The sequence below is a fragment of the Streptomyces sp. TRM68367 genome (assembly GCF_014495685.1).
Lineage (GTDB): Bacteria > Actinomycetota > Actinomycetes > Streptomycetales > Streptomycetaceae > Streptomyces.
The window spans coordinates 147,845-161,658 of record NZ_JACTVI010000003.1 but is presented as its reverse complement, the minus strand read 5'-3'; the positions used below and the strand labels follow the sequence as shown (position 1 = coordinate 161,658).

General features: G+C 72.1%; 14 protein-coding genes and 1 tRNA gene. 6 read left to right on the top strand and 9 right to left on the bottom strand.

Translation table 11 applies throughout. The features are described 5' to 3' along the window. Positions 1–99 precede the first annotated feature (99 nt). Positions 100–996: a sensor histidine kinase gene (locus H8R17_RS03565; protein WP_262504983.1), complete on the top strand. Its 897-nt coding sequence runs from the start codon at positions 100–102 to the stop codon at positions 994–996. A 287-nt stretch (positions 997–1,283) separates the two neighbouring features. Here the strand turns inward: H8R17_RS03565 and H8R17_RS03560 are convergent, their stop codons facing one another. The 3 genes from H8R17_RS03560 to H8R17_RS03550 all read right to left on the bottom strand — a co-directional run bounded on the left by H8R17_RS03560 (position 1,284) and on the right by H8R17_RS03550 (position 4,034). Continuing rightward, positions 1,284–1,502 carry a zinc ribbon domain-containing protein gene (locus tag H8R17_RS03560; protein WP_187821634.1) on the bottom strand — a complete coding sequence of 73 codons (219 nt, stop codon included), beginning with the start codon at positions 1,500–1,502 and terminating at the stop codon, positions 1,284–1,286. Between the two features lie 277 nt (positions 1,503–1,779). Beyond that, positions 1,780–3,180, bottom strand: coding sequence for a hypothetical protein (locus H8R17_RS03555; protein WP_187821633.1), 1,401 nt, complete (start codon positions 3,178–3,180; stop codon positions 1,780–1,782). Between the two features lie 74 nt (positions 3,181–3,254). Further along, the gene (locus tag H8R17_RS03550; protein WP_187821632.1) at positions 3,255–4,034 is read right to left on the bottom strand and encodes a DUF4097 family beta strand repeat-containing protein; all 780 of its coding nucleotides are present in this window, start codon (positions 4,032–4,034) and stop codon (positions 3,255–3,257) included. Between the two features lie 242 nt (positions 4,035–4,276). Between H8R17_RS03550 and H8R17_RS03545 the strand changes: the two genes are divergently transcribed. Then, a tRNA-Val gene (locus H8R17_RS03545) sits at positions 4,277–4,348 on the top strand. Positions 4,349–4,430: 82 nt separating this feature from the next. Here the strand turns inward: H8R17_RS03545 and H8R17_RS03540 are convergent. Continuing rightward, positions 4,431–4,784 (bottom strand): hypothetical protein, encoded by a 354-nt coding sequence (locus H8R17_RS03540; protein ID WP_187821631.1) that lies wholly within the window; start codon positions 4,782–4,784, stop codon positions 4,431–4,433. 343 nt (positions 4,785–5,127) lie between these two features. On the opposite strand from H8R17_RS03540, the gene H8R17_RS03535 reads away from it, so the two are divergent. Next, on the top strand, positions 5,128–5,358 hold the full coding sequence (locus H8R17_RS03535; protein ID WP_187821630.1) for a DUF2277 domain-containing protein: 231 nt from the start codon (positions 5,128–5,130) through the stop codon (positions 5,356–5,358). 12 nt (positions 5,359–5,370) lie between these two features. On the opposite strand, the gene H8R17_RS03530 is transcribed toward H8R17_RS03535, so the two are convergent. Further along, positions 5,371–5,979 (bottom strand): VTT domain-containing protein, encoded by a 609-nt coding sequence (locus H8R17_RS03530; RefSeq protein ID WP_187821629.1) that lies wholly within the window; start codon positions 5,977–5,979, stop codon positions 5,371–5,373. Positions 5,980–6,230: 251 nt separating this feature from the next. Between H8R17_RS03530 and H8R17_RS03525 the strand changes: the two genes are divergently transcribed. Continuing rightward, positions 6,231–6,500 (top strand): hypothetical protein, encoded by a 270-nt coding sequence (locus H8R17_RS03525; RefSeq protein WP_187821628.1) that lies wholly within the window; start codon positions 6,231–6,233, stop codon positions 6,498–6,500. A gap of 209 nt (positions 6,501–6,709) precedes the next feature. Here H8R17_RS03525 and H8R17_RS03520 read toward each other — a convergent pair whose 3' ends face one another. From H8R17_RS03520 to H8R17_RS03505, 4 genes are all read right to left on the bottom strand, one after another. After that, entirely contained in the window at positions 6,710–7,156 is a 447-nt protein-coding gene (locus tag H8R17_RS03520; protein ID WP_187821627.1) for a DoxX family protein, read from the bottom strand. 84 nt (positions 7,157–7,240) lie between these two features. After that, complete coding sequence (locus H8R17_RS03515; RefSeq protein WP_262505003.1) at positions 7,241–9,088, bottom strand: FAD/NAD(P)-binding protein; 1,848 nt, start codon at positions 9,086–9,088, stop codon at positions 7,241–7,243. 431 nt (positions 9,089–9,519) lie between these two features. Beyond that, entirely contained in the window at positions 9,520–11,157 is a 1,638-nt protein-coding gene (locus tag H8R17_RS03510; protein ID WP_187821625.1) for an alkaline phosphatase D family protein, read from the bottom strand. Positions 11,158–11,262: 105 nt separating this feature from the next. Beyond that, complete coding sequence (locus H8R17_RS03505; RefSeq protein ID WP_187821624.1) at positions 11,263–11,907, bottom strand: HNH endonuclease family protein; 645 nt, start codon at positions 11,905–11,907, stop codon at positions 11,263–11,265. Positions 11,908–12,287: 380 nt separating this feature from the next. Here H8R17_RS03505 and H8R17_RS03500 point away from each other — a divergent pair, with 380 nt between their 5' ends. Beyond that, on the top strand, positions 12,288–12,869 hold the full coding sequence (locus H8R17_RS03500; protein WP_187821623.1) for a TMEM165/GDT1 family protein: 582 nt from the start codon (positions 12,288–12,290) through the stop codon (positions 12,867–12,869). Positions 12,870–13,102: 233 nt separating this feature from the next. Next, positions 13,103–13,762, top strand: coding sequence for an HAD family hydrolase (locus H8R17_RS03495; RefSeq protein ID WP_187821622.1), 660 nt, complete (start codon positions 13,103–13,105; stop codon positions 13,760–13,762). Positions 13,763–13,814: the final 52 nt, after the last annotated feature.

The following is a 13,814-nucleotide window of genomic DNA, read 5'->3' as shown; positions in this document are numbered from 1 at the left end:
AGTCCGCACGATCCACTGCGGTTCACCGCAAATCCGAATTGCGGTTTTCCGCAGTGTGCACGGTCGTTGCGCCCGGATAGCCTCGCGATCATGCGAGACATGGCGCGACGTGGAGTGCGGTGCGCGGTGGGCCTCATCACGGGAGCCGCCGCGGCCGTCATCGAGCTGCCCTTCGTCGTCCTCGCCGGGCTGGCCATGCTGCCCGTGGCGGCCTGGCCGGCCGGGCGCCGCGCCATACTCCGCTTTCTTCTCGCGTGTGCGCGAGGACTGACGAAGTTCGAGCGGCTCCGCCTGAAACTGTGGCTGCGCGTCAGCGTCTCACCCGCGTACACGGACATGGCGGCCCTGCGGTACCTGGCCTGCCGCTGGGCCCTCGGCCTCCTCGGCGGAGTCGTGATGCTGTCGGTGGCCATCGGCCTCGGGTACGGCACGTCTTGGATATACATCTGGCTGCTTGTGGACGACGTCCGCAATCCCGGCGCGATCACCTACGGCAGCCTCGGCGGGCTCTTCCTGCTGTTCCTCGCCGTGCAGGGCATGTTCGGAGTCGCCGAGCTGGAAGGGCGGTTGGCCCGGCGCCTTCTCGGCCCTCGCCACCAGGAGGAGCTGGAGCGGCGGATCGCGGAACTGTCCGCGAGCCGTGCCGCCGTGGTGGACGCGGTGCACGACGAGCGGCGCCGCATCGAACGGGACCTGCACGACGGCGTACAGCAGCGCCTGGTCGCCCTCGGCATGCTGCTCGGCCGCGCCCGGCGCAGCCAGGACGGGGACCGCCGGGACCGGCTGCTGAGACAGGCCCACGAGGAGAGCCGCCAGGCGCTGGAAGATCTGCGTGAGGTGGCCTGGCGGATCTATCCGACCACGCTGGACGAGGCAGGGCTGCACGCGGCGCTGGAGACGGTCGCGGAGCGGACGTCCGTGCCGGTGCGGGTGGAGTACGACCTCGTGGAGGAGCCGGAGCGGGCGATGGCGACCGTCGCGTATTTCGTCGTCTGAGGTGAAGGCTATTCACGCAGAGTGCTGGCGGTGCTCCGCTACCTGGGGAGTTGAGAGACCGCCGGGAGCTGAGCGGACCACCGGGAGTTGAGCGAAACGCCCGGGAGTGGTGCCCACGCCACGCCTGCGAGCTGGTCCTGCCACCGGAGCTGAGCCCAGCCCGCACCGGGAGTTGAGCGGATCGCCGGGACGGAGCCCACGTCGCACCAGGGGCGGGCCGATCTCCGGGACGCGCAGCCCACGCCGTACCGCAGCCCGCGCCGACCGCACGCCGAGGTGAGCCGGTGTCAGCCGCAGCAGCCGCCACCGCAGCAGCCGCCCCCGCCCGTCGCGCGGGGCGAGGCGGCAGGCGTCGGAGCGGAGCCGCCGACCGCGACCGTCGACAGGAGCTTCACCGTGTCGTCGTGGCCGGCGGGGCAGTTCGCGGGGGCGGAGGACTGCGCCATGGGACGGCTCAGTTCGAAGGTGTCGCCGCAGGTCCGGCAGCGGTACTCATAGCGAGGCATGAGCACAGGTTAACCGGTGGTCGGTGGCTGCCGTAGGGGTGAGCGGACTCGGTCGTATCCGGCCTGGGGCAGCGGCAGGGGGCGGCCGAGCCCTTCGGGTCGGTCGCGTCGCGAATGGCGGGTGTCTCGGCACCTGTCGGGGAACAGCGGATCCGCCCACGGACATCGGCTGCGTGCCTGCGCCCTTCGGCGACCCCAGCGCACCACCCTCGCCCTCGCCAGCGCTGACCCGGGCGGCATGCCGTCCCTTCCCTGGTCGGTCCGGGCCGTACCGTGGTCAGTGCGCGGCGCCGCGTTCCTCGCGGATCTGGGATACCACGCGGGACACCGTCTGCCGTACCGCTTCGGTTTCCGTCAGGAAGTGCCAGTAGTCGGGGTGCCGGCCCTCCAGGATGGCGATGGCGCGGTCCAGCCGGGCCACCGCGTCGTCGAGGGGGCGGGCGTGCCGGGGGTCGGGGGTATTGCGGCCGGCCATGGCCAGGCGCTGGGCGTCACGGATGGCGAAGCGGGTGCGGTCGATCTCCTGCTGGGGGTCTTTCAGCACGGCGTTCAGGCGCCGCAGGCGGTCACCGGCGGCGGACACGGCCTCGTCGGTCGCGTTCAGCAGGGCGCGCACCGTCGACAGCAGGGCGGTGGCGTCCGGCCAGCGCTGGTCGTCGCGGGCGGCCTGGGCCTCGGCCAGCTTCTGCTCGGCCTGCCGTACGGTCTGGGCGGCCTGGTCCGGGACCTGCTGGAGGTCCTGCCAGCAGGCGGCGGTGAAGCGGCGGCGCAGTTCGCTCAGCACCGGTTCGACCTGTTCGGCGCGGGTGGTGAGGGCCTGGGCGCGGGTGCGCAGGGAGACGAGCCGGGTGCCGATCTCGGCGGCTCGTTCGGGGAGCCGTTCGGCTTCGGCCCGGATGGCCTCGGCCTCGCGTGCGACGCGTTCGGCCCGATCCAGGGTCTGGGGCACGCCGTGCTGGCCGGCGCCCTGGTTGAGCCGGGTCAGCTCGGGGGAGAGAGCGGCGAGCCGGGAGGCGAGGTCCTCGGCCTTCAGGCCCGAGCCACGCGCGGTGTCGAGGGCGTTGCTGGCGGCGAGCAGGGACTGCCGGGCGCGTTCGACCGCGGGCGCGAGCCGGGCCAGCTGGGTCTCGGCCTTGCCGAGCAGCGGGCCGAGCCCGTCGGCGAACCGGTCCAGTTCCTGCTTGACCCGGCCCAGCTCGTCCTTGGCGGCGGTCAGCTCGGCGCGGGCACGGGAGGCGGCGGAGGCCTCCAGGTCGTCGCGGTCGAGGTCGTGGGCGTCGACGGCGTTGATGTACTGGTGGCTGACCTCGTCGATGCGGCGGCCGAGGGCCTCGAAGTCGCCGACCGCGCGCCGGCCGGAGGGGGAGTCGTCGACGGCCGTGATCGTCTCTATGGAGATGCGCAGGTCGCGCTGGGCGGTGTCGAGCTCGTAGAAGGCGGCGGCCGCGGCGTCCTTCGCGGCCTGGGCCTCGGCCCGCTGGCTCTCGGCCCGCCCGCCGAACCAGCGTCGCGTGCCGCCCCCGGCGAACGCGGCGGGCAGCGCGAGCGCGGCGACCAGCGGCAGGCCCAACAGGGTGAGCGTGTCCCGGACCGGCCCGGGCGCACGGCGGGGGTGGCGGCGCGGGCGGCATGCGCGCGGCACCAACGGCGTATACGGCTGCGCTGGTGTCGCCGTCACATCCCTCTCCCGTGCTGTCGTCCACCTTGCCCGGTGCCATTCTCCCACCGGTTGAAGACGAACACACGGGCCGGTCAGTTCGCTGTGCGGACCGTGACTTTGCCGTCGCCGGTGCGGGTGTTCACCACGTGGGCGCTGGTGTCGTCCCGGGGCACGGACGCATCGACGGCGCCGTCACCGGTCTTGGTCGTCACGCGGTAGGTCTCCCGGGGCAGTGCGATCGTCACCGAGCCGTCGCCGGTGCGGGACTCCACCAGGTCGGGTACGGCGCCGAGTTGGAGGCGGATCGAACCGTCGCCGGTCTGGGTGCCAACCTGCCGCGAGGAGACGTCCGCGCGCACGGACCCGTCGCCGGTGCGCACCTGAAGCGGCCCGGTGGTGTCGGTGACGCGCACGGAGCCCTCCCCGGTGCGGATGTTCAGCGCGTCCCGGAAGCCGCGCGCCCGCACACTGCCGTCGCCGTCCTCGACGTTCACGGCGATGCCGCGCGGCACCTCGATGCGGTGCCTGGCGGAGCAGTCGACGGCGATTCCGCTGCACGTCATCCGCAGTACCAGCCGGTCGTCCTTGAAGGACCAGGTGACCTTGGGTTCCTCACCGATGACGACGGAACCCTCGAACCACCGGGTGACCTCGATCCGGCCAGCCGGGTTCGTGTCCGCGGCGACGATCTCCAGGGCGGAGTCGTCGGAGTCGACGGTGAGGGTGTCGCCCCGCAGGGCGAAGGACCGGTGCTCGGGGTCCTTGTCGTCACCGGCGGAGGCCCCGCAGGCGCTCAGACCCGCGACGAGGACCACGACAGCGCCGGCGACGGCGGCCGCGCGGGCGGGAACGGTGCGGGTGGCACGGGACATGACGGTCACCCCCTGGTACGGACAGCAAGGCGGCCTGCGAAGGCTCTTCGACCGTACGGAGCCGGAGGCCGCCATGGGATCCGGACGACTACCGGCTTCGAGGTGGGGTTAACCCCCGGTCACCGAGCCCTCGCCGCAACCGCTACTGCCCTCGACGGGACCGCACCGCGACCGCCGGAGCCACCTCGGGGAACGGGTTTGCGGGACGGGGCCTCGGGCAATGTAGGCTGTCGACTCGTCCTGGGTGCGTAGCTCAGGGGTAGAGCGCCTGCCTTACAAGCAGGATGTCGGCGGTTCGAAACCGTCCGCGCCCACCGAGGATAGGTAGCAGCAAGAGGCCTTCCGGCGTGACCTGTGTGGTCCGTCCCCGGGAGGCCTCTTCTCTGCCCGGAAGTTCTACGACGTCCCCTCGGTCCCTTTCGATGACTCCTCCCGGGCGTGCTTCAGCCTGCTGCGGGCGCCCACTCCGTCGGGGCCGGGGAGTTCCGACCAGTAGCGGTGGGTGCTGACGAACACGGCGAGTTCGCGTTCCCGCTGGCGGAGCTTTTCGATCTCGGCCTGTTCGTCGGCGGTCCAGCCGGGCGAGGCGGGGCGCTCCACCTTGCGCCAGCCATTGTCGTCACTGAAGCCGTCCAACGGCTCGACCGACCAGGGGAGCCGCTTCAGCAGGGCCGACAGCTCGGCCCGGACCTGATGCAGTTCCTCCTGACCGGCGAGGAGGTCACTCGGAAAGTCATAGGTCGTAGCCACGACGCAATGATACGCCTGTTCGAATTTGGGGGGCGAGTTTCGTTCGGAGGTTCATGCGAACGGGTGTGGCTGAGTGCGGCGAAGCGTGGGTTGGCCTCGACGATGTCCAGTCGGCTGCCCCGGGGCAGTTGGGGGATCGGAGCGCGGACCAGGGCCGGCGAGCGGGCCGCCCACTCCGCCCGGACCCAGGGCTGCCACGGTGAGTTCGTTCGCCAACGTACGGTGTTCCTTCGTCGGTCGGCCCCGGGACGGTGGCCGCCTTGCGAAGATCATGGCGGGCGTCGCGGTCGTACGTATGTCCATTCAGGAGACCGGGGGCGGCGAACGGGGCGAGACTGGGAGCATGTGCCGGAGTATCAAGACGCTGCGTCCGCCCGTGCTCGTCGAGGAGGCCACCGAGGAGGAGATCCGCGCTGCCGCGTTGCAGTACGTGCGGAAGGTCTCGGGGTTCCGGGCACCCGCCGCCCACAACCGTGAGGTCTTCGACCGCGCCGTGGACGCGGTCGCTGAGGCCACGGCCGACCTGCTGGCTGACCTGGAGGTACGGGGCGCCACCGCCCGGCGGGCCGGTTAGGGCCTGGGGGCGTTACGCAGGCTGCCGTCGCATCAGAAACGCCGCCCCCGCGCCCGCCCCGAACAGTGCCCCCACGGACACCGCCGTTCCCAGCCACGTCGCGCCCAGCCAGTGGGCGCCGAAGTAGCCGAGGGCGACGCTGTACGTGGCCCAGGTCAGGCCGCCCAGGGCGGACCAGGGGAGGAACTCGCGGACGCGGCGGTGGGCGGCGCCCGCGCCGAGGGAGACGACCGAGCGGCCCGCGGGGGCGAAGCGGGCGATCACGACCAGGGCGCCGCCGCGGGACAGGGCTGCGCCGAGACGTTCCTGCGCGGTGGTCAGCCGGCGCGAGCGGGAGATGGCCCGGTCCAGCCGGGCGCCGCCGCGCCAGGCCAGGCGGAAGGCGACCAGGTCGCCCAGGACCGAGGCGGTGGCGGCGCACACCGTCAGCACCAGGATGTCCGGGACGTCGTGCGGCACATGACCGGTCGCCGCGCCCGAACCCGCGGCCGCCGCCGTCGCGGTCGTGATCACCAGCACGCCGCTCGGCAGGACCGGTACGAACACATCGAGCAGGACCGACCCGGCCACCACCGCGTAGATCCATGGGCTGCCGGTCAGCGACCCCAGACTCTCCAGCACCACAACTCCCCGTGACTCCCCATGGCTTCCCCGGTGGGTCAGACCGTGCCGCGATGACGCGGGGGGAGCGGCAGGAGTGACCGATGACAGCCATGCAGCGTACGCCTGGCATGTGACAGGAGATTCACGAGGGGCTCGTGTGATCGGCACGCCATGTTCACCCGGCTGCCGCCTCCCGGTGGGCGGTCCGTGCGGAGGTCCGTAGCAACGCAGAGGGGCCCCCGAGATCGCGCCATGATGGCGGGAACTGTGTGGGCGCCGTCGCAGCGGCCGTGCTCGCGAGCGGAACCGGCGTCCGCCGGCGCCGGATGCGCGGGAGCGACGACCTCGCCGGCCCGGACGACGGCGTCCACGGCTACTCGGCGCGGACGGACGCGGGCTTCGCCGCGCTCGCCGACTTCGGTTCGTCCGCGGCGGTGACAGGTGACATGCGACACGGAACTGGTCCCGGCCGCCGCTTGGCTCGAGACCGGCCGGCGCACCGGACCCGGTGCGGCCACGACCGTGCGGCTTTCGCGTGACGTGCCTGAAGTCAGGACGCGAGTACGGCGTCCACATGCACGCCAGGCCCTGCGGCGCCGACCCCGCCGCCCCGGCGGGCACTGCCGGCACAAGCCCTCCGCCGACCCGCAGCATGTCAACGCCCGGAACGAGGTCTGGCTGGACTTCGCGCAAACGAACGGCGTCTTGCCTGCTCAAGGGCAGGGAAGACGCCGTTTCGCGTGTGCGGTCAGGTCGTCACCGGCTCCGAGGTCCGGCTGCGCTCGGCCGACGAGCGCTTCGCGAACAGCCGGTCCACGCCGAACGCGCCGGAACCCGTGAAGATCAGCAGGAACATGGCCCAGCAGAACATGGCCGCGCCCTCACCCTGGTTCTGCATCGGCCACAGGGCCTGCGGCTGGTGGACCTTGAAGTACGCGTAGGCCATGGCGCCGGCGGCGATGAACGCCGCTATCCGAGTACCGAGGCCGAGCAGCACCAGGCTGCCGCCGCCCAGCTCGATCAGGCCCGCGTACCAGCTGGGCCAGGCCCCGGCCTCCACGGTGCCGCCCTTGCCGTCCGCGCCGCCGAGGACGCCGAACAGCTTGGCGGCGCCGTGGCAGAGGAAGAGCAGGCCGACAACGATCCGGAACAGGCCGATTGCGTACGGCTGAGCGCTCTTGAGGCGTGCGGTCATGTGGGGGTGACTCCTTCGGTGAACGGTCCGGGCCGCGGACCGGTTCGGGGACCGAACCGAGCGGGTCACCCACGTTAGGAAAAGCTAATCAATGCTTGCAAGTTCAACTTCTGGCCAGGGGAGAGCGCCTCCGTGGGGCTCCGTTTCGGGCATAACCGCCCGCAGTGCCGCCCGCGCCACCGCATCGGCATCCGAGAGCGTGACCGAATCCACCCCTGGACGCGCCCCCGCCGCGGTCACCCAGTGCACCCCTTCCGTCGGCACCCCGAAGGCGAATCGACGGGGGTGTGCGCACCCGTCACGGTCGATCAGACGATACGGCCGCTGGGTCACATCCAGCCCGCCCGTCACGTAACCGGCCACCGTGTGCGGACGGCATTGGCCGGTTTTCAACAGTCCGGCGAGAAGATCGTCCGCTGTGCGCCGGACATCGGGTTCCGGCAGCCGGGCCTCTATGAGAGTTGTCACACGTACCGCCGAGCCCGGCACCTCCGGGGAGCGCGCGAGCCACGCCCCGTCCACGCACCGCACCTCAAGACGCGGCCCGAGCACCTCCACCACGCCCGCCGCCACCAGGGCCGCGAGCTCCTCGATGCGGCGCCGGGGCGGGCCGATGGACAGGAAGGCGTTGAGCGGGGTGTACCAGCGGTCCAGGTGCTCCCGGCGCGAGGTGCCGGTCAGCCCGCCGTGGTCGACGATCAGCCGGAGTTCGTTGCGCAGATCGCGCAGCACGTCCAGAGCGGACTTGAGCGGGCCGTGCACATTGCCGAGGGCGGCCTGCTCGGCGTCCTCGCGCAGATACGACAGCAGCCAGACGCGCCACGCGTCCGGATCGGCGAAGGCGCGCCCCGCGTACGGGCGGGAGATGCGTTCCCAGCACCAGCGGCCGGCCTCCGGCACGCCGTACTCGTCCAGCAGCCGGGTCTCCAGGGGGTCGCGGTGCGGGACGGCGAGGAAGCGCTCGGTGAACTCCGGGCTCGGGATCAGCGCCGTGTAGTACACCGTCTCCACCTCCTTCGCCACCAACGGCCATATCTCCGCCAGGAAGTCCGGCGCCTCGTCGGAGTCCGCGCGTTTGCGGAAACCGGCGATCACCTCCGGGGTGAGCACGCGCGGGACGTGCCGGCCGTACGGTCCCTTGGAGTTGTCGCCGCGGGCCTGATGAGGGATGCCGCGTCGCGAGCCCGCGTACAGCCGCGGCTCCGCGCCGGAGGGGACGTACCGCAGCCCGGACCGCTCGCGCACGAAACGGCCGCCGCGGCCGGTGGTCAGCAGGGCCGTGTGGTCGAAGAAGTTGAGGCCAAGGCCACGCAGCAGGACCGGTTCGCCGGGGGATACGGCGGACAGGTCGACGTCGGCCGGGTTCGCGGGCGGGAGATGGCGCAGGCCGTGCCGCCCGGCGTGCGCGGCCAGGTGCTGCTGCTCCGCGTCCGCGAACGCCGGCAGGTGTCCCTGCGCGAGGACGACCGCCGACAGGCCGGACAGCGTGCGCCCGTCGTCCAGCGTCACCGACTGGCGGCCGTCCGGGTCCTCGTCGAGCCGTACGGCGCGTGCCCGGTGGGTCTCGACGTGCACGGCGGGCGGCGCCTCCCGGACGGTCTTCGCGAACACCCACTCCAGGTAGCGGCCGTACTGCGACCGGGTCGGGTACTCGTCCGGGTCCAGCGCGCCGCCCGCCCACTCGTACAGGCTCGGGCCGGGCCGGATCGGGCCCGAGCAGTCCACGCTGTCGTCGGTGAACAGGGTCACCTGGCAGGCCACGGTGTTCATCAGCAGTTCGGGCGACTGCGCGGTGCGCCAGACCCTGCCGGGTCCGGGCGGGGCCGGGTCGATCACGTGCACGGTCAGCCGGACATCGGGCGCGAGCAGCTCCGGCGCGGAGGCGCACAGGCGCTCCAGGACACTGGTGCCGCGAGGGCCCGCGCCGACCAGGGCGACGGCGAGCGGTACGGACTCCGCCGCCGGTTCAGGCTCCGCCGCCCGTGCGGATGTCTTGGCCGGTACGGATTCCTCGGTCGGTGCAGACAACGACGTGACTCCCGGGCATGTGGGGCGCGTGGCGGCGAGACCGCCCGCTGGAAGCGGAGGGTCCGCCTCATCATGCCGTCGTCGGAAGGGGGTTCCGAGCCCAGGGTGGCAGGATTACGGTCCAGTGTGGGATGCGTCACGAGCATCACGGGTCACGGGAGTAGCAAGCCCAACAAACGGATGAAACAGGTGAATTACGGGGCGATTCTGGACTTTGTGCGACGGTCGTCGACGGGGTCGGCCGCGGCGCCGGTCCGAGCCGCGCAACCCGCGGGCACCCGGCGCGTCACCGGCAGGCCCGTCACGGTGCCAGGCGAGTCACGGTGTCAGGCCCGTCACGGTGTCAGGTCCGACTCCGTCACCGTCCGCAGCCGGGCGCCGCCGCCGCGCTCCGCCCGTGCCTGATCCAGCCGCAAACGGGCCGAACGGCCGCGCAGCGTCAGGGTCATGAGCTGGTTGCCGAACCACGGACCCCCGGTCCGCTGCCAGTCGACCGACGGCCGTGGCACCCGCCCGTGCCCGGCGATCCTGCGCCCCAGGGCCCGCGCCGGGGAACTCCAGCCGAACCGGAAACCGAGGCGGATCGCCAGGTGGATCGCGTTGTGCACGGGGGAGCAGGTCAGCTGGAACACCCGCGCGTCCGGCCCGCCGCCCGGCCAGGACGGCTCGGCCACGTACGCGTGGTGCACGTCCCCGGACAGCACGCACACCGTCGCCGGCGCCCCGGGCCCCGTACCGGCCTCGGCGATCAGCTGCGCCAGCGCGTCGAAGGACGCCGGGAACGCCGCCCAGTGCTCCAGATCGGCCCGCCGCCGCAGATCCTCCCCGAAGCGCGCCCAGCGCGCACCCTTCTCGCCCCGGCACAGCGCGGCGTTCCACCCCTCGGCGTCGTGCACCAGATGCGGCAGCAGCCACGGCAGCGAGGTGCCGATCAGGAGGTGGTCGTACGAGTGCCGCGCCTCGAGCACCTGCTCGCGCAGCCATTCCGCCTCGGCCGGGTCGAGCATCGCCCTGCCGGTCTCGTCGAGCACCCGCGCCGCGCGCGTATCCACCATCAGCAGCCGTACGCGGCCGAAGTCGCGCCGGTAGCTCCAGCGCACCGACGCCGGGTCGGCGTCGGCCTTGGCGGCGAAGGCGCGCAGCACGTCGGTGGCGTCCGGGGTCTCGCGCACGGCCGCGTACAAGGGGTCGGAGGCCAGCTCGTCCGGCGAGAGGTTGCCCAGGTGCTGGTGCACCCAGTACGACACGAGCCCGCTCAGCAGCCGCTCCCGCCACCAGGGCGTGGCCCGCATGTCGGCGACCCAGGCGGCCGAGGTGTTCCAGTCGTCGATCACGTCGTGGTCGTCGAAGATCATGCAGCTGGGCACGGTGGACAGCAGCCAGCGCACCCCGGGGTCGAGCCAGGACTCGTAGTAGAGCCGGGTGTACTCCTCGTAGTCAGCGACCTCGTCGCCCGGCGGCTCGCGCAGGTCGCGGCGGGCGGCCAGCCAGCGGCGCGTGGCGTCGGAGGTCTCGTCGGCGTACACCTGGTCGCCGAGGAGCAGCAGCACGTCGGGCCGCTCGCCCCCGGGGTCGGCCGCCATGTGCGCGGCGAGGGTGTCCAGGGCGTCCGGGCCGACCGGGTCCTTCTCGTCGGAGGGCGGCGCGGCCCAGCGGCAGGAGCCGAAGGCCACGCGGACGCCGTCCGCCGCGGCCGGCGTGCAGACGACGGAGGGCGGGAAGCGGGAGTCGGGCAGCGGCCACACGCGCGTGCCGTCCAGGAACACGTCGTACGTCGTCGACGAGCCCGGAGTGAGGCCGGTCACCGGCACCAGCGCGTAGTGGTGGCCGGCGACCTGGAAGGTGCGGGCCGTGCCGCCCGCGCCGTCGGCGCAGCGCACCTCGGCGGTGCACGGACGGCTGGCCTCGACCCAGACGGTCGCGGACGAGCCTTCGGCGTACCTCAGCAGCGGCCCGAGGCGCAGTCCGGCCATGGTCGTCCCCTCTCCGTCGCCCCGCACAGTACGGAACGACGGAGGTCAGCGGGGAGGTTCCGGTACAGAAATCCGTCTACACGATCCGCCGTGTCGACAGCCGGTTCAGCAGTTGGACAGGTAGTTCCGCAGCGCGGACTTCTCGGCCGAGTCGACGGAGAGGCCGTAGTAGTACTTCACCTGGACCCAGGCGCGGACGTACGTGCACCGGTAGTCGGACCGTGAGGGCATCCACTCGGCCGGGTCCTGGTCGCCCTTCTGCTGGTTGACGTTGTCCGTGACGGCGATGAGCTGCGGCCGGGTCAGGTCGTTGGCGAAGGACTGGCGGCGGGAGGTGGTCCAGCTGTCGGCGCCGGAGTCCCAGGCCTCGGCGAGCGGGACGAGGTGGTCGATGTCGACGTCGGAGGCGGCGCGCCAGGTCGCCCCGTCGTACGGGGAGTACCAGCTGCCGCTGGTGGCGGCGCAGGAGGAGTTCTGCTCGACGTTGGTGCCGTCGCGCTTGAGGACGACCTCGCGGGTGTTGCAGGCGCCGGACTGGGTGATCCAGTGCGGGAACAGGTCGCGGTCGTAGCCGGTGCGGTCCTCGTTCGCCACGGTGAGCTCGGAGAGGTAGCCGCGGGCGGTGGCGGCGCTCACCGGGGTGGGGAGGGCAGCGGAGGCGGTCGGGCCGTTGAACAGTCCGACGGAGGCGATGACCCCGGTCAGCGCCGCGAGTATGCTGACGCGTCGACGCGCGTAGAACTTCGACATGCGAACTCCCTTGTGGGGTGGGGATGTTGGCGGGGCGAGCGTGAGAATGCTCGCCGTGTGGTGTTGCGGGGAGGTGTGCGTCCGGTTAGAAGCTAATGACGCGTCCATGACACGACAAGGTTCATTGTCGAACTTTCGGTCGCGTAGCATGGGGCGCGCAGAAGGGGAGTAGCTCTTCGCCGGACCGTCGACATACTGCTCAGCTCGTCTGAGCCGGCGCCCGGAGGCAGGTCGTCACGCACGGTCTGTCAGCGAGACCTTCGGCAAGCAGTGCACGCCCGTGCCGTACGGCACGGGTGCCGAGTGTGCTGCCGTGCCGAGGTGTCGTGCGGAAACGTCCAGCGCTCTCGGCGGGGCAGCCCCGACCGATTGAGGAACCCTTGATCAGCCTCACCGTGACGGCCGTCGTCTTCGGCGTCGTCTTCCTCGCCGAACTGCCGGACAAGACCGCGCTCGCCGGTCTCGTCCTGGGCACCCGCTACCGCGCCTCCTACGTCTTCGCGGGCGTCGCCGCCGCCTTCGCCCTGCACGTCGCGCTCGCCGTCGCGGCGGGCAGCGTGCTCACACTGTTGCCGCAGCAGATCGTGCACGCGCTGACCGGCGTGCTGTTCCTCGGCGGCGCGGCAGTTCTGCTGATGAAGAAGGATGAGGGCGGGGAGGAGATCCGCAAGCCCGAGAACCAGTCCTTCTGGAAGGTCGCCGGATCGGGCTTCATGCTCATCCTGGTCGCCGAGTTCGGCGACCTCACCCAGATCATGACGGCGAACCTCGCGGCCCGCTACGACGACCCGCTCTCCGTCGGCCTGGGTGCGGTGCTCGCGCTGTGGGCGGTGGCCGGGATCGGCATCGTCGGCGGAAAGGCGCTGATGAGGCGGGTGCCGCTGAAGTTGATCACGCGGATCGCGGCGCTGCTGATGCTGGGGCTCGGGACGTGGAGTCTGTGGGAGGCCGTGAGTGGGTGAGGTCGTGCGCGGAGGGAGCCGTGCGCGATGGGGAGGTGTGTGCAGGGGGCCCTTTGAGCTGAACGGTGCGTGAACTGTTGCCGAAGGCGGTGGCGGGTGCCGGAACTATTTTGTACCGTGAAGGAACAAAGTGGCTCCGCCCGTTTTCCCTGACCGGCGGGCGGGGCCGCCTTGTCCCCCCGGGATCTGGCGCAGGCCGTCGGGTCCCTTCTCCCCGCGCCCTGGAGCTGCCGATGACGGCCACCACCGTGCTCACCGCCCGCGCCCTCCTGCTGGACATGGACGGCACCCTGGTCAACTCCGACGCCGTGGTCGAACGCATCTGGCGGCGCTGGTCCGAACGGCATGGGCTCGACGCGGACGAGGTCATGAAGGTCGTCCACGGGCGCCAGGGCCACGCCTCGATGGCCCTGCTGCTGCCGGACCGGCCCAGGGAGCAGAACCTCGCCGACAACGCGCGCATGCTCGCCGAGGAGACCGCGGACATGGACGGGGTCGTCGCGGTTCCCGGCGCGCCGGAGTTCATGGCCTCGCTGCGGGGGCTGCCGCACGCGCTGGTGACCTCGGCCGACATCGCGCTGTCCAGGGCGCGGATGGGGGCGGCGGGGCTGGAGCTGCCGTCGGTGCGGGTGACCGCGGAGTCGGTGGGCGCGAGCAAGCCGGATCCCGAGGGGTTCCTGAAGGGTGCGGCCGAACTGGGGGTCGCGCCGGCCGACTGTGTGGTGTTCGAGGACTCCGGTGCCGGGATCGCGGCGGGGCGCTCCGCGGGGATGCGGGTGGTGGGGGTCGGGCCGCGGGCCGGGGTGTATGGGCCGGATGCGGTGGTGCGGGATCTGACCCAGGTGCGGGTGGAAGTGGGGGCCGACGGGGGATTCCGGGTGTACGTCGGCTGAAGATGCGGGTGTTGGTGTGCTGGGGGCTGCGACCCCGGACCCCCTTCGGGCT